15 protein-coding genes are annotated in these 22420 nt (G+C 49.0%); 14 read left to right on the top strand and 1 reads right to left on the bottom strand.

The annotated features are described in order from the left end of the window. Positions 1-3 precede the first annotated feature (3 nt). The 8 genes from M1L66_RS03335 (at position 4) to M1L66_RS03370 (ending at position 7314) form a co-directional block, all read left to right on the top strand. Positions 4-894, top strand: coding sequence for a dihydrodipicolinate synthase family protein (locus M1L66_RS03335; RefSeq protein WP_434690843.1), 891 nt, complete (start codon positions 4-6; stop codon positions 892-894). A 13-nt stretch (positions 895-907) separates the two neighbouring features. After that, positions 908-1843 carry a ribokinase gene (locus M1L66_RS03340; RefSeq protein ID WP_002601878.1) on the top strand — a complete coding sequence of 312 codons (936 nt, stop codon included), beginning with the start codon at positions 908-910 and terminating at the stop codon, positions 1841-1843. 15 nt (positions 1844-1858) lie between these two features. Then, positions 1859-3199, top strand: a complete 1341-nt coding sequence (locus M1L66_RS03345) for an amidohydrolase family protein (protein ID WP_434690846.1) — start codon at positions 1859-1861, stop codon at positions 3197-3199. Continuing rightward, positions 3196-3663: a hypothetical protein gene (locus M1L66_RS03350; protein WP_187022637.1), complete on the top strand. Its 468-nt coding sequence runs from the start codon at positions 3196-3198 to the stop codon at positions 3661-3663. The genes M1L66_RS03345 and M1L66_RS03350 overlap by 4 nt, the downstream gene beginning before the upstream one ends. 6 nt (positions 3664-3669) lie before the next feature. Continuing rightward, positions 3670-4209 (top strand): nitroreductase family protein, encoded by a 540-nt coding sequence (locus M1L66_RS03355; protein WP_434690849.1) that lies wholly within the window; start codon positions 3670-3672, stop codon positions 4207-4209. Continuing rightward, complete coding sequence (gene deoC / locus M1L66_RS03360; protein ID WP_187022635.1) at positions 4196-4849, top strand: deoxyribose-phosphate aldolase; 654 nt, start codon at positions 4196-4198, stop codon at positions 4847-4849. Before M1L66_RS03355 ends, deoC begins: the two co-directional genes overlap by 14 nt. A gap of 203 nt (positions 4850-5052) precedes the next feature. Next, positions 5053-5811 (top strand): DUF7309 domain-containing protein, encoded by a 759-nt coding sequence (locus tag M1L66_RS03365; protein WP_434690853.1) that lies wholly within the window; start codon positions 5053-5055, stop codon positions 5809-5811. Positions 5812-6054: 243 nt separating this feature from the next. Then, the gene (locus tag M1L66_RS03370; protein ID WP_187022633.1) at positions 6055-7314 is read left to right on the top strand and encodes a ferritin family protein; all 1260 of its coding nucleotides are present in this window, start codon (positions 6055-6057) and stop codon (positions 7312-7314) included. A gap of 125 nt (positions 7315-7439) precedes the next feature. Here the strand turns inward: M1L66_RS03370 and M1L66_RS03375 are convergent, their stop codons facing one another. After that, the gene (locus M1L66_RS03375) at positions 7440-8357 is read right to left on the bottom strand and encodes an AraC family transcriptional regulator (protein WP_434690856.1); all 918 of its coding nucleotides are present in this window, start codon (positions 8355-8357) and stop codon (positions 7440-7442) included. A 166-nt stretch (positions 8358-8523) separates the two neighbouring features. On the opposite strand from M1L66_RS03375, the gene M1L66_RS03380 reads away from it, so the two are divergent. The 6 genes from M1L66_RS03380 to M1L66_RS03405 all read left to right on the top strand — a co-directional run bounded on the left by M1L66_RS03380 (position 8524) and on the right by M1L66_RS03405 (position 22404). Then, positions 8524-10551 (top strand): DUF2264 domain-containing protein, encoded by a 2028-nt coding sequence (locus M1L66_RS03380; protein ID WP_434690859.1) that lies wholly within the window; start codon positions 8524-8526, stop codon positions 10549-10551. Positions 10552-10780: 229 nt separating this feature from the next. Then, a complete protein-coding gene (locus M1L66_RS03385; protein ID WP_434690861.1) occupies positions 10781-16558 on the top strand; it encodes an Ig-like domain-containing protein in 5778 nt (1925 codons plus the stop codon). A 13-nt stretch (positions 16559-16571) separates the two neighbouring features. Continuing rightward, entirely contained in the window at positions 16572-17606 is a 1035-nt protein-coding gene (locus M1L66_RS03390; RefSeq protein ID WP_434690864.1) for a hypothetical protein, read from the top strand. A 28-nt stretch (positions 17607-17634) separates the two neighbouring features. After that, entirely contained in the window at positions 17635-19404 is a 1770-nt protein-coding gene (locus tag M1L66_RS03395; RefSeq protein WP_434690867.1) for a sensor histidine kinase, read from the top strand. Positions 19405-19452: 48 nt separating this feature from the next. Further along, positions 19453-21060, top strand: coding sequence for a response regulator transcription factor (locus M1L66_RS03400; protein WP_434690870.1), 1608 nt, complete (start codon positions 19453-19455; stop codon positions 21058-21060). A gap of 18 nt (positions 21061-21078) precedes the next feature. Next, positions 21079-22404, top strand: a complete 1326-nt coding sequence (locus tag M1L66_RS03405; protein ID WP_187022627.1) for an ABC transporter substrate-binding protein — start codon at positions 21079-21081, stop codon at positions 22402-22404. The last annotated feature ends 16 nt before the right edge of the window (positions 22405-22420 follow it).

Here is a 22420-nt window from a genome sequence, read left to right on the forward strand (position 1 = left end):
AAGATGAACGATTATTTATTTTACGGAGCGATGACGGAACCCATCGCTCCGATGGACAAAGAGGGAAATATTGACTATGAGCTTTTGAAGGCTCAGGTGCAGTTTCAGCTGGATCATAAGATTCATGCGATTTTTGTGAGCGGGCTGACGGAATGCATGGTGACCAGCGTGGATGAGCAGATTGATATGCTCCGTGAAACTGTGAAAACCGTAAACGGTCAGGTTCCGGTTATGGGTAATATCTGTCTGAACCGGCCGGAGGACGCTCTGACAGCCATAAGAGCATTTGAGGAGGCGGGAGCGGACGCGGTCAGCATAGCGCAGCCTCATACCTTCACGTATGAGGAAGATGCCATTTACGAGTATTATACGAATCTGATCCGCAGGACAAAACTGCCGGTTTACGTATACAACGCGCCTCAGACCAACAACATTCTTTCACCCAGGCTTGTAAAAAGGCTGGTGGAGGAAAATGAAAATGTGAGAGGCTATAAAAACAGTGTTCAGGACATTCTTCATCTGCAGAGTGTCATGGAGCTGATTCCGAAAGAACGCCATTTTGAATGCATCGCGGGCAGTGATTCGACAATTTTTGCAACACTGGCTCTGGGCGGATGCGGGATTATATCCTGGGTGTCCATCATGTTCCCGGAACTGATCGAGGAGTTGTGCGACGCGTATTTTAAAGGTGATATCGAGGGGGCAAGGGCGCTTCAGTTCCGGGTACAGAAAGTACGGACGATCTTAAAGCACGCTCCGATGGATTCCGGATACCGGTATGCCGGCGAACTGATTGGACTGCCGATGGGATATCCGAGGCAGCCGATGTCGCAGACCACGGAGGAGCAGAAGAACTATATCAGGGAAGAACTGACAAAAATGGGCATGATTTGACAAAGGAGCGGAAATGAAGCCAAAGAAATTAATAACGCTGGGAAGCTATCATACGGATTATTTTTTGATTGGGGACAGAATTCCGGACAAGGGTGAGACGGTAACGGGAAATTACTATTTTACAGAGGGCGGCGGCAAAGGCTCCAATCACGCCTGCGCCTGCTCGATCCTTGGCGGAAATGTGGTTTTGATTCAGAAGCTGGGCAGGGATGAGGGCGGGGAAACGGCCTGCAGGGAATTCGCAGGGTACGGACTCTCTCTGGATTATGTCCGGATGGTGGACGGAGAGAAGACGGGACTGGCTCCCATCATGATCGATAAGGATGGCAATAACGCCATCATGGTCTTTCCGGGAGCTCACGGCCACTATACGAAGGAAGATATCGATATGGCCGATCAGGAGTTTGACGATGCGTTTATGGCCAGTTTTGTGTTTGAAACGAATCTGGATATGGTGGAGTATGCCATTAAAAAAGCGTATGAAAAGAATGTAGCCGTATTTTTAGACCCATCGCCCGTGACGAAGTTTAATCCGGAGTTGTATCCGTATCTGACCTGGATTAAACCCAACGAGCATGAGGCTACCCTTTATACGGGAATCGAAGTGACGGATTATGAGTCCGCCATAGAAGCCGGTAAATGGTTTCTGGCACAGGGCGTCAAAAATGCCCTGATTACTTTGGGGGAGATGGGTTCGGTTCTGGTGACGCCTGACCGGATACAGACATTTCCGGCGCCGAAGGTGACGGTTGTGGACACAACAACGGCGGGGGATGTGTTCGCCGGCGCATTTATCTATGCCCTGTCGGTGGAAATGCCTCTGGACGAGGCCGTGCTGTTTGCCTCCTGCGCGGGCGCTCTGACGGCCACAAAGGCGGGCGCGGTGAAGTCGGCCCCGCATATGGATGAGGTGCAGACGCTTCTGGCGGAATTTAAAAAGACGATTTAGAACCGGGGGACAGAGATGAATCATACGATATTTGCTTTAAAAGGAACGATTGCCTATACGCCGTTACCGGACAAATTCGTATTCGCAGAGGAGAGCTTTCTGGTATGCGAAAATGAAAGGGTGAAAGGGATATGGAAGGAACTGCCGGATGAGCTGAAGGGAATAAGAGTCTGTGATTATACGGGCAAAATCATTTTCCCGGGAATGTGCGATCTGCACATGCATGCGCCTCAGTACGCGTTTCGGGGAATCGGGATGAATCTGGAAAATCCGGACTGGGATATGTGGTTCGAGAAGTACGCCTTTCCGGATGAGAAACGGTATGAGGACTGCGAATATGCAAAGAAAGCGTATGAGCGTCTGACCGATGACCTTTTAAAAACCACGACGACCCGGTGCGTTATGTTCGGGACTCTTCACCGGCAGAGCACGGAGATCCTGATGGATCTGCTGGAGGAAAAGGGAATCGCCGCTTATGTGGGCAAGGTAAATATGGACCGGAATTCGATTCCCGGCCTGCTGGAGACCACGGGGGAGAGCCTGGAAGAGACGAAACGGTGGCTGAGTGACTGTGCGGAAAAGAAGCAGTATAAGAAATGCCGTCCCATGATTACACCCCGCTATATTCCGACGTGTACGGATGAACTACTGAGCGGACTGGGAGAACTGGCTGTGGAGAAGGGAATTCCGGTTCAGTCTCACCTGTCCGAGGGGCTGGACGAGATGGAATGGGTACGTAAGCTGAAACCGGAGATATCATTTTATGGGGAGGGCTACGACACGTATCATATGTTTGGAGACGCAGTTCCGACGGTAATGGCTCACTGTGTCTATTCTTCAGAGGAGGAGATTGCTCTGATGAAGAAGCGGGAAAAGCTGATTGTCGCTCACTGCCCCCAGTCCAATATCAGCAGCTCCGGAGGGATTGCCCCTGTAAAACGCTATCTGGCGGAGGGCATCCGGGTGGGGCTTGGAAGCGATATGGCGGGCAGTAATACACTTTCTCTGCTGCGTGCGATTACCGATGCCATTCACGTGTCGAAGGCACGGTGGGCATTTACGGAGCGGGGAAACGATCCTCATGCAAAGAAGAATGTCCTGTCACTGGCTGAAGCATTTTTCCTGGCCACCCATGGGGGAGAGGGCCTGTGGGACAGAGTAGGAAGCTTCGAAGAAGGATACTGCTTTGATGCTGTGGTCATGGATGATTCCAGGATCCGTGACTACTGTGAGAGAAGCAGCTATGAGAGGACCGAGCGGTTGATCCTGATGTCGGATGACAGGGATATAGAGGCGAAGTTTATCGACGGACGAATGGTATATCAGCGGGCTGAAAAGGAGAGGACTGAAACGTGAAAACGGTGGTAATTGAGGATATCAGGGCGGATAATGATTATGGTCTGATTGTGCAGATGCCGGAAGAGGGAAGCGTATATCAGGAAGACTATTTTTACTGGAAGGGAAGTTCGATTCCGGCCTGCTTTCAGACGAACCGGATTACGACCGGGACAATGAAGACGTGGCACCGGGATCCGGTGTTTCAGAAGCTGGAATACCATGATGACTATGAAAAATTCGTATTTCTCTCCGGGAACGCCCTGTTTCCTGTGGCAGATACGAGGGATGGCGCTGTCTGTGCCGGGAGTTTCCGGGTACTTAGGGTAACTCCCGGTACAGAGGTGCTTGTGCCGCCTGGAAAAGCACATTTTATGCCGGTCGCTGAGGGGGATGAGCCGGTCTGTATTACAGTAGTATGCCCGGAAATGCCGTTTTACCATGTGTATCTGGACGAAGAGACGCGGGCTGTGACAAAGGAGTGAGAGGCATTGGAGAATGTATGCTTAAGGCGGTGTTCCTGCCGGTGCTTTTTGAAGAAAGAAGTGCCGGAGGAGGCGCTGCTTGTGCTTTTTCAGGCGGCCATGCAGGCGCCGTCGGCGCGGAATGAACAGCCCTGGGAATTTATTCTGATCCGGGACCCTTTGGTGAAGGAGCAGATCGCACGGATCAATCCCTATTACCGGCCGGCAGACGGTGCGGACTGCCTACTGCTGCTCCTTGCGGATTTAGCACGAGTGGGGAGCGACAGTCCCTGGTGGATACAGGATATGAGCGCCTGTGCAGAAAATATCCTGCTGCAGGCCGTGGAATCAGGACTCGGCGCCGTATGGCTGGGCGTCTATCCGAGGGATGAGCGGATGCGCGCATTAAGAGAAATTGCATGTATTCCGGAGAGCGTGGTTCCGTTTGCGGTGATTGCTGTCGGATATCCGGCCAATGCGCTGCAGGCAGTGCCCCGGTTTGAGAGAAAACGGATTTTTAAGGATAAGTATGGAATAGAGGCAGGAGATCAGTATGAACAACAGTGAAATATACTCTCACGTAGATCATACGCTGTTAAAAGCGTACGCATCCTGGGAGGAGATCAAGAAATTATGCGATGAGGCCGTACAGTACCGGACGGCTTCCGTGTGTATTCCGCCGTCCTATATAAGGCGGGTCAGGGAAAGCTATGGAAAAGACTTCAGAATTTGTACGGTAATTGGGTTTCCACTGGGGTACAGCACGAAGGAAGTGAAGGTGAGCGAGACGCTTCTGGCTGTTAAGGATGGCGCGGACGAGATTGATACGGTAATCAATCTGGGAGACGTAAAAAACAAAGAGTATGGCCAGATACTCGCTGAACTGAAAGCCATACGGACAGCGTCGGAGGGCCGGATTCTGAAGGTCATTATTGAGACCTGTTATTTGACGGAAGAGGAGAAGCGGGAACTGTGCCGCGTGGTCACCGAGTCGGGAGCCGATTACATTAAGACTTCTACTGGATTTGGAACGGAAGGGGCGGTGCTGGCGGATATTTTCCTGTTTAAGGAGGAAATCGGACCGGACGTAAAGATCAAGGCAGCGGGGGGAATGCACAGCCGCCAGGATTTCATTGATTTTTTAAACGCCGGGTGCGACAGACTGGGAACGAGCTCCGCGGTGAAAGTGCTGGAGCCGCCGGTATAAGAAAGAGAAAGAGAAAGCCTCAGGCAGAATTAAGGATAGCGTTATATAAAGAAAGAGTACGTGTAAATAGTTTTTTAAATATATGCATACTCTTTTTGCCTTATTAGGCAAGAAAATGTATAATTTAAGAACAGACAGGTTTTGTAAACAGCCAGCATGACGAACTGCCGGAATATTTAAAGTAAAAGTACAAAGAAGATTTTATGAGAAAAGAAGCCAGCCTTGACCAGTGGAAAGAGTTATACGATGTAACCTTGAATTTAAAAGAGTTAGAGCCATGGAAGTATTTGGACAGCGCTGATCTGATTGCCATAAAGCTGCAGGGAATAGAAGAACCTGTGTTTATGAGCGTTATGGGCAGATTGGGGAGTTGTTACGGTGTGAGTATGTACGAGGGGATGGACGGACTGGCTGATTTTGACATGGTGGCAAAAGCGGACGGAAAAGATGGCCCTTCGATTTATGATACCATGATGGATCAGTCCTGTATTACGTGGTATGCCGGTGATCGGGATGAGGTGCCGGAAGCGCAGAAAAAGGTAATAAAGGAGTTGGAACTTAAATTCAGGGGAAAAGGACAGCCTCCGTGTGAACGGGAATATCCGGAGATAGAACTGGAAGATCAGGAGTTAAGGCAGAAATTGAAAGAACAACGTCAGACAAACCAGGAACTGGCAATTGAACTGGCCTATCTTCAGACGGAGGTAAGGGATCAGGAGTATGACCGCCCTCTCTGCCCGCGCGTTCTGATTGTCATGGATTGGAAACGGGATATGATACTTAACATGGACCTGTTGAGACCAGAAGATTATGAGATTGATGTTATTCTGAATTTTTTTATTCCGTATGTGCTGTCAAATGGTCGTATGAAGAAAATTAGAGCCAGAAATCCATGGGTATTTGCAGCTTTAATTGATATTTGTGAATACTGTGGAATTGAACTGAAGAAGACCGGCCTTTGAAAAGTGGACAACATGCTGATGGATATGATGGGCAGGATGGGATAATGGAAATAAACTCTGTTTCAGGAAATTGCTGCAGTTAGCATACATGAATTGATTTCTTTCGAAAAGTCCTGTAAAATGGTGTTCAGGCGGAAGCACTGGGGCCAGATGCCCGTCGTACAGCGCCAATTGTACAGCGCCAATCGTACAGTGCAAATCATGCCGTGACAATATCATAAAACAACAGAGAGGACTATATATATGAATTTTATACAAAAAGTAACTGCGCCAATTCTGCCAATCGGCGACGTCTCCTCCTTCTCCCTGATCGGTGATCCGGGCTGCGAGGGGCTGGGAACCACGATGATGCGTGTCTATGTCAACGCGCTGGAACTGGCTTCCCGGGATGATTTTATTCTGATTGCCGGCGATATGGTACCGACTGGGAAAAGGCGGTTTTATGAGACGATTTCTGAAATCACCAATTCTGTGGCGGGAAAGGACACGTATATTTTAAGAGGGAACCACGACACCGGAGTGTATACCGAATATTTTGGACTGCAGAATTATGCGTTGATTGGCGATTCTTTTACCGTGGTGGTGCTGGACAATGCCATGCGCACCTTCGAGGCTGAGGGGCTGGAACTGCTTGGACGGGTGCTGGCTATGGAAGAGTGCAGGAACGTGGTGATCGCATTTCATATACCGCTGCCCAACCATTTTATCCGAAATTCTGTCTCCGAGGCGGAGTTTGAACGGCTGAGAGCTGTGTATGCGCCTTACAGGGAAAAGGTGAAGTACTTTGCCTGCGGCCATGTGCATTCCAGATTCGAGGATGTGGTGGACGGGATTCCATTGATCTGCAGCGGTGGCGGCGGAGCGATGATCGAGGATGTCTCAGAGGAAATCAAGGCTTCGGATGTGGATTACCACATCGTGAGGTTTTTCATGGAGGAAGGCCGTCTCTGCCATAGAATTGTGGATTTGACGGAGATGTATTATAAAAGAGAGCAGCAGGAGCCGGTTCTGAAAGAAAAGCTGGAGGAGGCGGTGAAGGGGGAGCTGTATGCTCATCTGCGGTATTTGACTTTTGCGGACCGCGCGCAGAAACGCGGGTACGAAAAGGTGGCGAATCTGATGAGGGCTCTGGCTGATTCGGAGTATCGCCATGCACGCAGCTTTTTTGCGATTCTCGAGCAGCCGGTGCCGTTTATGGAGGCGCTGAACGGATTTAGAAAGAGCGAGAATTTTGAGTTTGAGAGATTGTATCCTATGGTATCGGATTACGCGGCGGGAATCGGCGGAATGCTGGCCAGGCAGGCGTTTGCTGACGCTGCAAAGATGGAACGCTCCCATGCGGAACTGATTGCAAAGGCGGAGAAGCTGGAGGAGTTTTCCATGGATACGCTGTATGTATGCCCGGTATGCGGGTGTGTAATGACAGCGGTTGACGAGATAGACCGGTGTCCGGTGTGCGGAGCGCCGAAAAGGCAGTTCCGGGAATTTACGGTAAAAGAATAGGATTAAAAATAGGAATAAAATAAAAACAAGAAAAGAATAAAGAAAAGCACCAGATGGATTCGCCTGGAACAGGGCGGTCTGTCTGGTGCTTTTTAGTTTTGTAGAAAATTATTTTTATTATTATATTATGATTCCATATTTGTCACTCGATAATGTCCGGGCGATACCTGGGCGTATTTTTTAAAGGTACGGATAAAGTTGGAGTAGTCATGAAAACCGGATAATTCACAGGTGTCAGTGACACTTTTTCCCTGCTTTAGAAGCGTTTTGGCGAGGGAAATCCGTTTTAGAATCAGGTATTCCTGTATGGAACAGCCCGCCTGTTCCCGGAATTTGCGGCTCATATGGGAGCGGTTCATGTAAAGGTGGTCCGCCAGAGCCTGGATGGATAAGTCTTCTGTCAGATGCTCGTCGATGTATCTCATGATCTGGCTGGAAAGCTGGGGCATGATGTTTTCGGGAATCAATGTGGACTCGTAAAAGCAGGTGTTGGCCAGGACCAGGAGCTGCAGGAGATAGGTGGAGGCCAGGACATCATGGCCGAAGCTTGCAGAGGCCACGGCGGTGTGCAGGTGATCCGTCAGATAGAGATAGCGTTCGAGGGACTGGGGCGGCAGGGAGAGTAAATTTCTGTCCGCATTTTTCCGCTTCTCAAAACAGGAGAGCAGATCGGTCTGCTTCGTGCAGTAATTCCGAACCAGCTCAGGAGAAAAATGGGTAGCAATCCGCTCATAGGGGGTGCCCTCATAGGAGACAGCGCGGTGAATCTCCTGGCTGTTGATGATCAGCAAATCCCCACGCTGTAACCGATACCGGTGGTGCTCGATGTAGCAGTCCGTACAGCCGCCTAAAAACAGCAGCAATTCGTAGGAATCGTGCATGTGGTAGACGTCATTGATTGGCTTCGCAGAGATCATATGGTGGCTCCGGATAATCTCTGGAAAATGAATCCGGCGGCAGCCATCGTTTTTCAATGTACCACATTCTGGTGATAATGGTATGGATTTATTTCGATTCGTGTCCTGTTCTGTAAAAAATGTCATAGCTTTCCAGCCTCCAATCCTGCGCCTGCGGCGCGCCAAGTGCTCGCAGCGATAAAAAATCACATAGCGCAATAAAAAGACAAAAATGAGCAAAGAACCTGCATGATATTTATTATATGATAAGGAATAAAAAAAGCAAGCAGTACTAGTACAGGAGGTAACATTTATGAAATTTGAAGTAAAAAATCCTGATTACGGGAAAAGCCCGTATACAGGCATGACGAAGGAACACTGGCTGGAAGCGTGCGAGTTTCTTCTGGAAGGGATTTTTTCCGGAATTGAAAGTATGGAGGGACAGCCGGTAAGCCGAAGAGTGGAATTTGAGGTGAGTTATCCGAATAAGAACAGTTCGCCGACAAAGGCCAGTGCGGAACGGTTTGAGGGGCTTGCCAGGAGCTTTCTGATCGCGGCGCCGCTGCTGTATAACCGGCCGGAGGCTGTAATTTGCGGCGTATCGGTGAGAGAGTATTATAAAACGCGGATACTGGAGGCGGTGACGCCTGGGAATCCCAATTATCTGTACGGTTTACAGGAACTTCTCGCCATGGCAAGGGAGGGGGAGGACACCTTTCAGCATACCTGCGAATGTGCCTCACTCGTAATAGGGCTGGATCAGTGCAAGGGGGTCATCTGGGATACATATAAGGCGGAGGAGAAAGACAGAATTGCGTCCTATATTCGGGAATTTGCCTATGGGAAGACGGGGGCGCATAACTGGCGGCTTTTCAACATGCTCATTCTGGGATTTCTGCATCAGGAGGGATATGAGATCGACCGAGGCGTGATGAGAGACCATGCGCAGACGATTCTGTCGTACTATGCCGGAGACGGCTGGTATCGCGACGGCCATCGCTTTGATTACTATACTCCCTGGGCATTCCAGGTGTATGGGCCGATCTGGAACCGTTGGTATGGATATGCAGAAGAGCCGTGGATCGCAGGGAAAATAGAGCAGTATGCCAATGCGCTTACGGATTCATTTCTGTCCATGTTCGATAAAGAAGGTCATGTGACGCTTTGGGCGAGAAGCGGCCTTTACCGCAATGCGGCTTCTTCCCCTTTTGCCTCCGCGTATCTTCTCAATCATACCAACGTCAATCCGGGACTGGCAAGAAGAATCAATTCCGGCGCGCTGCTTCAGTTTATTACAAGGGAGGATGTATTTGTAAATGGAGTGCCGTCGCTGGGATTTTACGGACAGTTTCTCCCTATGGTACAGGATTACAGCTGCGCGGAAAGTCCGTTTTGGATTGCAAATCCATTTGTGGCGCTGACGTATCCGGAGGAGCATCCGTTCTGGTCCGCAGTCGAGGAAAATGGGGATTGGGAGCAGCTGGGAGATGCAACCGGTTATGCAGAAACGGTCATGAATGGCCCGGGAATTGTCTCTGCGCATCTGGGCGGGAACGGGGCCTGTGAGTTTCGGACAGCGAAGGGGCTTTTTAAACCTGGAGATGAGTACATCAGATATTACATACGCCTCGCATTTCACAGCCATTATCCGTGGGAGGCTTTTGACGGCCAGGGGGCGGAGGCCATGCAGTACAGCCTCTTTTATGATGGGGCAAAGGAGGCGCTGGTGCCGAATATCATCATGTACGGCGGTGTAAATGACGGGGTTCTCTACCGGAAACAGTACTTTGATTTTTACCATAACTTTCAGGGCGGCGCCTCCATCGATCTGGCGGATTTTCCGGTGGCATACGGCCACATCCGTGTGGACAAAATGCGCATCCCCAACAAACCATTTACACTGACCATGGGGGCCTACGGTTTTCCGGAGTACCAGGATGGAGAGAAAACACAGGTGATCAGGCGCTCCTGCGATGGCGCGGAGGCAGTGATTCTAAAACAGGATGGCCGGCAGCTTGCGCTGGTTGCCTATACGGCATGGGAATCGGTTGAGATAAAGGAGAGAAGAGGCGTTAATCCGGCCGCGGAGAACAGCATTTTGGCTTATGGAAAGCTGCGCAGAGAAAAAATGTATGGGTACGAGCCTTATGTGATGATCAGCGCCGTGCTAAGCAGGACTGATGACAGAGAATGGGCGGAGGATGAACTGTTTCCGATCAGAACAATTACCTTTACCGATGAGGAACAGTGCGGAGGCTACGGCCCGGTTACACTCCTGATGAAGGACGGGCGCACGGTTGCCGTGGATTATGAGGGGCTGGAAGGCCATCTGATGATTTAATGATAAAAACCTTAAGATAGTGCAAAAATATGAAAATAATACAAATATCCCTGGTTACGATCTGAAGATTTTGTAAAAAGGCAGTATGAAACTTTATTTGCTTTTCAGATTCCCGATGTTATATTGAAACCATCATAATAACAAGGAAATATGCGGGAAGACCAGGGATATTGCTGAGCGGATAAATGCGCCTGCCGCCGGTTTTCCAGCAGAAAATGGAGGAGACATTATGAAAAAAAACTGGAAAAGGGGACTGGCGCTTTATCTGTCATTTGTTATGGCAGCAGGCAATTTTGGAAGCGGTATTTCTTACAGCTTCGCTGCCGTAAATGGCGGCGGAGGAACCGGGACAGGAAAGGCCACATCTTCCAATGCGGCCGGATCGGGAAGCGGCCATATGCATACATCTAAGGCTACTTCATCCAATGCGGATTCCGGGAGTTCAGACCGGGAACCAGATAAAAAGGCGACGGAGTCAAATGCAACAATGTCAAATGCCCTGAAGCTTCTGCTTGAGAAAACGGAATTTTCGCTGTCAGATGATTTCAGCAATACGCAGGGACCGGTCTGGTACTACAAGTATGGAGACAAGGACAGCGGGGAAATATCAGAACTTCAGAAGTATGACGCAGCTACACCGCGGTGGATGGATAATAAGGAGAAGTGGCTGAGAATATTTAATGATGGTATGATGCCGGGAAATAAGGGGGACGACGCGATTCTGGAATGGAAAGCGCCTGCGGACGGCCTCGTTCAAATCTCTGAGGATGACGGCTCTATATCCATGGAAACAGACCGGAATGACAGAGATGGAGTTCTGCTGTCCATACAGCAGAACGGAAAATTAATCTGGCCGGATACAGGGACGATATCGACGGAGTACAATAAGAAGGCTGTCAATTTCCAGCCGTTTTATTTACAGGTCAGGGAAGGCGATGCCATCCATTTCCGGGCTAATGGAAATAAAGAGTTCAACAATGACCGTGTAAAATGGTGTCCGGTTATCAAGTATCTGGAAGAAGAGGATGTCGCAATGATATCCGACATTACCATGACAGGAAGAGATTCCCTCGAATTTACAGCGGCGTCGAAAGAACTGTCCGGTGATATCCGGGATCGGATTTCTTTAAGTGCAGTTGTAAATGGAAAGAAGGAAGAGACGGTAACCGTCCGTTCCGCTGAGGCAAAAGACGGCAAAGCTGTGGTTGCCTTTGAAGAGGTTGAGGCGGCTGATAAAGATCAGATACAGTTACTGGTCGGCCTTGATGAGGACTATCGGTTTGTTACATACAGCCCTCAGGATTTTGCAGTAATTTCCGGGCTGACCTATTATGTAGATGCTGTAAATGGAAATGACAGTAATGACGGACTTACAGAGGAGAGCGCGTGGAAGAGTCTCGATCAGGTCAACAATACCACATTTCTCCCTGGAGACTCCGTTCTGTTAAAGGCTGGATGTATCTGGAACGGCTATCTGTATCCGAAGGGAGAGGGAAGCGAGAACGCTCCAGTGACACTGGGTAAGTATGGCGGCCACGGATATCCGATTATTAACGGTGACGGATCGGTTCCTTATGATTCACAGTATAAAGTCAGAAAAGACTTTGTGTATAGTCCAACCGTCCTGTTGAGTGATCAAAGCAACTGGGTGATTGATGGAATAGAAGTGACAAACAGCGCTGACGATAGTTACAATCATGTTGGAATCCTGGTGTTTACCACAGGGCAGACCGGCGTGGTGTCGAATGTGACGGTTCAGAACTGCTACGTTCACGATGTGACAGCAGAAGTAGCCAACTCCAAGATGACCGGCGGAATTCTCGTAATCGGCGCCGACGTCTGGATTGATGGTCAGAAGCCGGAAGGTGAGATGGCTTCCGATATCGGATTTGACGAGGTTTTGATTGAAAATAACTATGTAAAAAATGTAGCCAAGGAAGGAATTCGTTCCAGCGGCCAGAATACAGGCGCGGAGGGCGTAGGATTCCGCAATACAAAGACATTCCGCAATATTACCTTCCGTGGTAACTACATCGAAGAGATTTTCGGTGACGGCATCGTACTCGCAGAGGTTGGCGAAAACGGTATGGTAGAGAACAACGTGGTGAAAAACCATTGCAACTACGATACCGCTAACTATGCAGGCGCGTGGCTGTGGCAGTGTGACGATTCCATTTTCCGCTATAATGAAGTATTCGGCGGAGAGTACGGCTATAACGATGGTGAGGCGTTTGACTATGATATCGGATGTAAGGATATTATCTACGAATATAATTACAGTCACCATAACAAGGGCGGCCTGCTTCTGACCATGTATGACAATGCTTCCTATCATTTCCGATATAATATCAGCGCCAACGATGGAAAGCCCAGCCAGGAACTGTTCCACTGTCAGACCGGTAAGACGAAGGTCTATAACAATACCATGTACATTGGAAAAGGGACCACAACCTCCATTTTCCAGACCGGATCAGTGGGTTACTTTAAAAATAATATTATTATGGCTCACGGCAGCGTTCCGAAGTTCGGTACCAGCTCCATAAGTGTGTCAAAGGGCGCTATGACCAATAATATTATCTATCCAGCTTCTATTATAAGCGTAAACGGTCCTTCTGACGCAGTTCTGGAAGATAACCTGTTTGTGAACCCGAGACTTTCTTCTCCTCAGCTGAGCACAAAATACAGCAGTGAAGAGTATGGGCTCACTTATGAGAATATGGGGCAGGGCGATGATTTTATTGCCGGGCTCAGGGAACGTATGGCGATCTTTAAACTGCAGGAAAATTCACCGGCAGTAGATGCAGGCGTGGTAATACCGGAATCAGATGCGACAGAGGATATTTTCGGTAATAAAATCATGGATTTACCGGATATTGGCGCTCACGAATTTAATAATGACCCGGGGCCTGTGGATGAGGATGGAAATAAAGCAGAAAAAGTAATTCTGGATAAGACAGAGCTTTATATGGTTACAGAAGACATCGCTCAGTTAAATGCATCCGTACTGCCGGAAGATGTTCTTGACGACAGCATTGGCTGGTCCGTGGCCGACCCTGAGGTAGTAAGCGTGTCAGCGGCGGGTAAGGTAACAGCCCTGGCAATGGGAGATACAGTTGTTACCGCAGTCAGCTTAAATAATCCGGAGGCGAAGGCAGAGTGTACCATTCATGTATATGAAAAGAATGCTAAGTCCGTTATCGCGGATAAAGATGCCAGAGTGCGGGATGATGGTACTCACAGCGGAACGGAAGAATCCATGACTGTGAAGCTGGACAGCAGCGGGTACAGCAGAAATGTATTGATGTCCTTTGATTTGACTTCTGTACCAGAGAATTACAAGAAGATTCTCTTAAAATTCCATATTGACAGTACAGAAGCGAACAACGTGCCCTTTACCGTATCCCGGATAGGTGATGACTGGGAAGAGGAGGAAGTGACGTGGAATACCATGCCTGATAAAGGCGAAAAGATACTGGATTTCACTTCCAGTATCGCGGATGGAGGAAGCTGGAAGGAACTGGACATCACGGATTATATGGAAACATTACTGGAATCCGGAACTCAGAGACTTTCGATCATCTTTGAAGGCGTAGAAATAGGATCAAAGAATTATACAAACATTCACTCCAGAGAAACGGATTATAAACCACAGCTTGTATTCGACAATGAATCTGTAAAATCGGTGGAAAGTGTCTTTGTCAAAGTTCCAGTGGGAACAGCGCCTGTTTTACCAGAAACTGTGAACGTGACCTACAGTGATGATACGACTGCCAAAGCGGCGGTGGCATGGGATGAGATTCCGGCCGGGAATTATCAGAAAGAGGGCCAGTTTACCGTGTGCGGTTATATCGAGGGAAGAAACCTGCCGGTTATCGCATATGTGACCGTATCGGATACAATTATTACAGCGGCATTCGCAGAGGATGTCACGACCCAGGCAGGGGTAGCACCGGTTCTGCCGGAAACTGTAAAGGTGACTTATATTAACAGTTCTGAGGCACAGGTTCCCGTTTCATGGGAGTCCGTGAATGAAAGTCAGTATGCGAAACCGGGAACCTTTACCGTGAAAGGAAAAGTAAGTGGATTTGAGGCAGGATGCAGTATCAGGGTTATCGTAACCGGCGCCGGAGTGGTTGATGCCGAGGCGGCCCGCATAACCGGATATGTGGGATTTATGCCGGTACTTCCTGAGAGCATTACGGTCAGCTATACAGACGGCAGCAAGGGAACGGCCAGAGTCGAATGGGAAGAGACAGAGGAAGAAAAGTACCAGAAAGCTGGATCGTTCACTGTTTATGGAACCTGCGAGGGGCTGGAGCAGAAAGCCGCCGCAAATGTGACAATTATCGAAGCCGCTGCAAAGCCGGCTGAAATGAAGAGTCCGGCGGGCAAATATCCGGCGCTTCCATATACTATAAAGCTGGAGGGAAGCAGAAGCTACAGCCGAGCAGCAAATGCAGCGGAGGCGCCTGTGGTATGGGAGACTGTCAGCAGGGAACTGTATCAGGGCAGCGATCCATATGTGGTAAAGGGTTATATTGCAGGAACGACGATCCCGGCTTCCATAACGATTACGCCGGCAGATCCACTGGAATATATGGACGGCGTGATTGATACAAACGGCGATACTTATATTCAGGTAAGCCCGTCAGACAGCAAATTCGGTGATAATGAAGTGATTCGTATTAAGAACTATACAGGGTCTTTTAAACGCATCGGAGTGGTACAGTTTGATTTTGGATCCATGGAGACTTCAGACTTAACGGAGATGACGCTGAAATTGTATTTTAATAAGATGGATGATAAAGCAGAGGTTACAGAAACCTATTTAAACATCTATACCAACGCTCCAGGCTGGGTTGAAGATACGGCAACGTATGATTCCATCACACAGGCCAGCGGATATAAGGCGGAACTGGTAAAAGAACATGTCATAATAAAACGTGACCAGGTAGGAAGCTACATTACGATTGACGTATCCGATGCGATTGATTTTATGGAAGGCGGAAAGATTTCCTTTATTCTTGATATTGAAGAGAATCCGGAGGCTGATGCCAATGGCTCTAACTCCGGTCTGGAATTTGCCAGTAAAGAGGCCGGAAAAGAAAAGGCACCGAAGCTTTACGTATCAAACCAGTATGTGACAGAGCTGGAAACGGTAAATTTAGATGCCGCTGTAGGAGAAACACTGGATCTTCCGAATACGATTACGATTCACTATGCGGATGGGACGGAGGCGCAGGCACCGGTTGTTTGGGAAGCTGTCAGCCCGACGCTGCTGGGCAGAAAAGGGAGGTTCCTGGTAAGGGGACATGTGGAAGGGCTGTACTGCAGCGTTTCAGCAGGCGTTACCATGAAAGCAGATGACCCGGATAACCCGGACAATCCGGACAACCCAGACAACCCGGATAACCCGGATAACCCGGACAATCCGGACAACCCAGACAACCCGGATAACCCGGATAACCCGGACAATCCGGACAACCCAGACAACCCGGATAATCCGGACAACCCAGACAACCCGGTTAATCCGGATAATCCAGACAACCCGGATAACCCGGACAACCCAGACAACCCGGATAATCCGGATACCCCGGATACCCCAGATACCCCAGATACCCCCGATAAGCCACACAAAAATTCTTCGTCTGCTTCCAGCCAGGCAGTTACAGTAAACAGCTGGGTTCAGGGAATTGGCTATAGAAAATGCATTCTGGGCAACGGAGATTATGCAAAAAATGGATGGTATTATCTCGAATGTAATGGTAGTATGAACTGGTATCGTTTTGATGAGAACGGAAATCTGATCACTGGATTTTTCTCAGATCAGGATGGAAAACTCTATTATCTTGACAAAGATGGAATTATGTTGACCGGCTGGCAGCTGATTGACGGTAAATGGTATTACTTTAATCCTGTTTCCGATGGGACCAAAGGCTCGTTATATCAAAATACTACAACTCCTGATGGTTATCGTGTAGGACCGGATGGGGTATGGGAAAGTTAATATGAGGTGAACCGTGAAAAAGAAAGCAGCATTGTTGTTTTTCGTATGGTTCCTGATTCTGGAATGTCTTGCCGGCTGCGCCCGGCAAGGCTATTCCTGCTTTATGGAAGCAGGGGACTATGAGATATCGAAGGAAGAGTACGCTCTGCTGGCTTACGACAATATTGCCAGAACAGCCAGAGAATATGGGGTGAAAGAAGGTATCGATGTAAATGCTCCCGGCTTTTGGGAGAAGAAGACGGACGGCGTCTCCCCGATGGACCGGGTACGGGAGCTTACAGACGGGGAAGCCGTTCATCATAAGGGAATTCAGATTCTGGCAAAGGAAAACGGCATAATCGATGAGATCGGATACGAAGCATTTTTGAAACAGTATCAGGAGGAAAATGAACAGCGAAAGCAGATAAAGGAAGAGGGAAAGGTTCTGTATGGGCCGCTGGAGTTGACCATGAGCCAGTACTATTCCTATCGCCAGAGCCAGCTGGAGCAGGCCCTGGAGGAATTCGTAGAGCAGAAGATCGTTATAATCGGGGAAGAAGAACTAAAAAAATATTATCCTGTTGTGAAACAAATGGAAGAAAAAAAGAATTTTAGAGCTCAACTCAGCCTGGTGATCTTTGAAGACACCGGTGAGGAACAGAAAGCGGCGGTGGAGCAGTGGATTGCGGTTCATGGGATTACAGACGGTCTGCCAGTACTTCTGGCTGAGGAAACCGGAGTTTCTGCAAATATGGAGAAGCTGGCTGTGGATACCCTCGAACTGGGCAAAGAAAATCTGCTTCTGGACCGGGTGGTGCAGGCTGTGAAAGAAGTGGAAGCGGGAGAGGTTACACCGGCCATAGAATACAGAGACGGTATGAGCGCGGTGATTGCGGTAGAATCAAAGGAATATGTTCCCTTTGGCAGCTACGATACAGAGCAGGATTATGTGGAATACCTGCTTCGGGAGAAAAAAGCCAGAGAGTATATTGCAGACAGGATCAGCGGGCTGGAAGTGAAAAGAGGGAGATCCTGGGAGACAATTACCTATGAGGATATTGTAAAGTAAAAAACACAACAGATGAAAATGGAGCAGAATGTTGAAGAGGTTATTACAAAACAGAACAGTAAAATTTAAGATCATGGTATATAACATCTGCATTATTTGCGTCATCGGCATCATATTCAGTGTTACAAATTATATGACGGCGAACAAAAAAACCATCCAGCTGGCACAGAATTCCGTGGGCTACCACGTGGAAAGCATCTCCAGATACTATGAGGAGATCTACGAGCAGATGGTGAACCTGGTACTCAATTGTGCGGAGCGGGAGATGTTTGATTTAAGCTCCCTGGGACAGTTGAATACCGTAGAAGAAAAGCGAAAAGGGCTGGATTATGCAAAGCTGGCCGCCAATTTCTGTGCCGTTACAGGATATGGGGATTACATTACCAGGCTGTCCATATTTGATGACAGTGATGTTCACATTTCAGCCGGAACGGCCCTGAGCAGTGTCGATGACGGGAGAAGAATCCGGAATTCCCCCTGGTTTGACCGGGAACTGAAAAAGGATATGTACAGCTACAGACTGGATCTGGTGGAGTCCCCGTTTTACAAGGAAGTAGGGATGGCGATTCCCATTATCTGCAAGAATTCCGGGTACAAAGACAGTGACTGGTCCGCGCTGTTTCTGTCTCCCCGTCTCTATCTCGACCGTCTGAAGGAAGATGATAACGGAAATACAATGCTTGTGACCACGTATCGCGGAGAGCGGATTGCCACGCTGCGGGAGCCTGTGAACCTGCAGGAGGAGAGCGGCCATTTGATCGATTCGATCATAAGAAGAGAGGAGAGCCGCGGAATCGAGCGATACCGGATGAATGGGGAACCGTGTCTGGTGTCTTTTAACAAAGATTCCCAGAGCGGAGTTGTAGTGATTGAAATCATGGATATGGCGGTCCTGAAAAATGACAGCCTTATGCTTATGCAGACTGTCGGTCTGATCTTCTTTTCCTGTGTGCTTCTGGGAATTTCCATGTCATTTCTGTTTACCAACGCAGTAAGAAAGCCGATTGACCGGCTGGTAAACCATGTGGGCAGGATTGCAAAGGGGGATTTTAGTCAGGAAGAATCTTTAGAAAGCCAGGACGAAATCGGACTCATCGGAAAGGCCGTGAACTCCATGAGCAGTCAGATCGAACAGCTGATGGACAAACGATTAGAGGATGAAAAAGAGAAGAGCAGTCTGGAAATCCGGATGCTGCAGGCGCAGATTAACCCGCACTTCCTCTACAATACCCTGGATTCGATCAAATGGATTGCCGTGATCCAGAAAAACAGCGGTATCGTGAAGGCGGTAACCGCGCTGTCGAAGCTGCTTAAGAATATGGCAAAGGGAGTGGACGAGCGCGTTACATTGAGAGAGGAACTGGATTTTGTCCGCGACTACGTAACCATCGAGAAATTAAAATATGTGGAAATGTTTGACCTGGAGATTGATATCCGGGAGGAGACGCTATACGATGCGCGAATCGTGAAGCTGACGCTGCAGCCGCTGGTGGAGAATGCGATTTTCAGCGGAATCGAACCGGGAGGAAAGAACGGAACCATTCAGATCTCCGCATATGAGAGGGATAAATGTCTCTGCATTAATGTGCGGGACGATGGAATCGGGATCCCGGAAGAAAAGATACCGGAACTGCTGAACCATTCAGAAAAGTTAAAAGGCGACCAGATGAGCAGTATCGGGATGCCGAATGTGGACAGACGGCTGAAACTGATCTATGGGGAAGCGTATGGACTTTCTGTGGAGAGCCGGGAGGGAGAGTATACACAGATTACCGTCACAATTCCTCTGGAATATTAATAGGGAATACCAGTCTGGAAGGCATAAATTTAAGGGGGGAGAGCGCATATGTACCGGATTATGATTGTAGATGATGAACCGTTAATTCTGGCGGGTATAGCTTCACTTCTGAACTGGGAGGAATATCAGTGCCGGATCGTGGGAAAGGCATCAAACGGGCAGCAGGCTCTGGCCCTTCTGGATACGCTCCGGCCGGATATCGTGATTACGGACATCAAAATGCCGGCCATGGACGGAATCACCTTTATGAAGACAGCCATGAAAAACGGCTGTGCGGCAAGTTTCATTCTTCTTACGAATTTAGAAGAGTTTTCCCTGGCAAAAGAGGCGCTTCATCTGGGGGCGATCGACTATCTGGTAAAGCTGGAACTCAGTGAGGACAGCTTGATTCAGGCCCTGGAGTGTGCCATAGAGCGGTGCAACATGAATTACTGCATGACATACCTTGCGGAAGAATCGTTAACCGTAGACGAGCGGATTTTAAACTATTTCCGGCGGGTTCTCATCTATGACACGGACGTGGAGGCGGAGGACGAGCTTTCCGGCCTGATCCGGGATCGGTATCCCAGGCCGGCGCTGATGCTGATTAATTTTAATTATGGATTCGAGGGATTTTCTGAGGCGTTTACGAGGGCAGACCAGAAAAAGGTCATGGGCTTCGCGGAAGATATTATAAATGGCATGGTAAAGGGATTCTTTGACAACAGCTGCGTTCTGCGGCGGGAGCAGAGCGGATTTGTCCTGGTGCTTTCGACGGAAGGAACCGATGATTTTAAGAAGAAAGCCGGCGTCATGAGCGTAAAATTCCGTCAGGTCATGAAGGATTACTTTGAAGTGCCCATATCCATTGCGGTGAGCCTGCCTGGAAACGGCGTGGATGAGATCCAGGATCTTCTGTATCAGGCGATGAGCGCCATGAATCTGACTTTTTACGACAATTCCGGCGGAGCGGTGTTCTACTCGGCCATGTGCGAGGATAACATAAGCCACAGCAGCAATTTCAACATTAATTTTCTGAAGAAGGACGTTACGGAGTCGATTCGACAGAATGACTGCGAAGCCTTTAAAACCATTATGAATCAGATGATCCAGCTATTTTCCGAGTGCAGGCCTTCCAGACAGCAGGCGGTGAACGCGTGCAATAATCTCTATTATTTTATCACCTCTCTGATTGAAAACTGGGGCGAACAGGACTTTCCTTATGCGGTGGACATTGTAGGCCAGTTAAACCGAATGGCCAACTTAAGTACGGTGCTCACCTGGCTTGAGGGCTTCCGGGACCAGGTGGTCAGGGTGCTGGAAGATCATCAGGAGGCGCGCAGGGATAAGCTGGTGGAACTGGCTCTTGAATACGTAAAGGAGCATTATCAGGAGAAGATTACGCTGAGCCAGGCAGCAGCAGCGCTGAATGTCAGCCAGGGGCATTTGAGCAGTACGTTTAAGAAGCAGATGGGGAAGAATTTCTCCGATTATGTGACGGAAATGAAGATAGAGAAGGCGAAAGAATTGATCGAATCGTACCAGTACATGATGTATGAGATCTCCGATATGCTGGGCTTTGATACACAGTATTACTTCAGCTCGGTTTTCAAGAAGATAACAGGGTATACGCCGAAGGAATACGAGAATCTGGTGGTAAAAAAATCACTTATGTAAGTTTTGGGGAGGAATTTTATGAAAATCAGCAGGATTGCGTCAGCCCTTTTTCTGTTGGCATTCGTGGCCGCAGGCGCCGTGGGATGCAGCCTTGGCAGAAACATGGAGGCTGACAGCGACATCGTTGCAGAGGGAAGAAGCGCGGCGGATGGAGTGAAGGAGGGACGTGTAAAAATAACGGTGTCTGTCTGGGATAACGCCAACTCTCCTCAGTTTCAGGCTATGGCGGATGCATTTATGGAGAAAAATCCGGACATCGATGTAGAACTGGTCGATATCCGGTCGGATGAATACAATAATAAGCTGACTGTACTGCTGGCGGGAAATGAATCTGACCCGGATGTAATTATGATCAAGGATGCGGACACACAGATATCTATGAGAGATAAGGGACAGATTCTCGATCTGACCAGCTATCTTGCCAGAGACGGCGTGGATTTAAGTATTTACAACGGAGCGGCGGAACAGCTTCAGATGGATGGAAAGCAGTATACGCTGCCGTTTCGCCAGGACTGGTATGTTCTGTTCTATAATAAAGACTTATTTGACGCGGCGGGGGTATCGTATCCTGGGGATGATATGACCTGGGAAGAGTATGAGAAACTGGCGGAAAAGATGACATTTATCAAAGATGGAGAGGCAGTCTACGGAACGCACCATCATACGTGGATGGCACTGGTCTCCAACTGGGCGGTGCAGGACGGGAGACATACGCTGATGAGCGGGGATTACTCTTTCTTAAAGCCGTATTATGAGCAGGCGATCAGAATGCAGAACGCTGGCGTCATACAGAACTATGCAAGCCTGAAAGTAAGCAATATCCACTACACCAGTGTATTTGAACAGCAGCAGTGCGCCATGGTTCCCATGGGAACCTGGTTTATCGCAACGCTGGTTCAGGACCGTAAAGCGGGGATCTTTGATTTTAACTGGGGAGTGGCGAGAATTCCGCATCCGGCGGGAACTCCGGCAGGAAGCACTGTTGGCTCGGTCACCCCGATCGCCGTCAATGCGAAATCCGATGTGCCGGACCAGGCATGGGAATTTGTCCGGTTTGCCACCAGCGAGGCGGGGGCCGAGGTTCTGGCCAATAACAGTGTATTCTCCGCCATCACTACCCCGGACGTGGTGAGCCGTCTGGCTTCCATCGAGGGATTTCCGGAAGACGGAAAGGCGGCACTTTCCGTGACGAATTTTGTGTTCGACCGTCCGGTAGATGCGAAGATGGCGGCGGTGCGCAAGGTAATTGAGGATGAGCACGACGCCATCATGATCGGGGAGGAAGACATTGATACCGGCATCGCCAACATGAATGAAAGGGCGGAGGAGGCCAGAAGCAGATAGCCCCGCCGCGGGAGTC

This window comes from Hungatella sp. SB206 (assembly GCF_051132295.1).
Taxonomy (GTDB): Bacteria; Bacillota; Clostridia; order Lachnospirales; family Lachnospiraceae; genus Hungatella; species Hungatella effluvii.

Bases quoted from the DNA above. Each gene is read 5' to 3' on its own strand.
- M1L66_RS03335 (WP_434690843.1), top strand. From the start codon at position 4: ATGAACGATTATTTATTTTACGGAGCGATGACGGAACCCATCGCTCCG.
- M1L66_RS03340 (WP_002601878.1), top strand. From the start codon at position 908: ATGAAGCCAAAGAAATTAATAACGCTGGGAAGCTATCATACGGATTAT.
- M1L66_RS03345 (WP_434690846.1), top strand. From the start codon at position 1,859: ATGAATCATACGATATTTGCTTTAAAAGGAACGATTGCCTATACGCCG.
- deoC (WP_187022635.1), top strand. From the start codon at position 4,196: ATGAACAACAGTGAAATATACTCTCACGTAGATCATACGCTGTTAAAA.
- M1L66_RS03365 (WP_434690853.1), top strand. From the start codon at position 5,053: ATGAGAAAAGAAGCCAGCCTTGACCAGTGGAAAGAGTTATACGATGTA.
- M1L66_RS03370 (WP_187022633.1), top strand. From the start codon at position 6,055: ATGAATTTTATACAAAAAGTAACTGCGCCAATTCTGCCAATCGGCGAC.
- M1L66_RS03375 (WP_434690856.1), bottom strand. From the start codon at position 8,357: ATGACATTTTTTACAGAACAGGACACGAATCGAAATAAATCCATACCA.
- M1L66_RS03380 (WP_434690859.1), top strand. From the start codon at position 8,524: ATGAAATTTGAAGTAAAAAATCCTGATTACGGGAAAAGCCCGTATACA.
- M1L66_RS03385 (WP_434690861.1), top strand. From the start codon at position 10,781: ATGAAAAAAAACTGGAAAAGGGGACTGGCGCTTTATCTGTCATTTGTT.
- M1L66_RS03395 (WP_434690867.1), top strand. From the start codon at position 17,635: ATGTTGAAGAGGTTATTACAAAACAGAACAGTAAAATTTAAGATCATG.
- M1L66_RS03400 (WP_434690870.1), top strand. From the start codon at position 19,453: ATGTACCGGATTATGATTGTAGATGATGAACCGTTAATTCTGGCGGGT.
- M1L66_RS03405 (WP_187022627.1), top strand. From the start codon at position 21,079: ATGAAAATCAGCAGGATTGCGTCAGCCCTTTTTCTGTTGGCATTCGTG.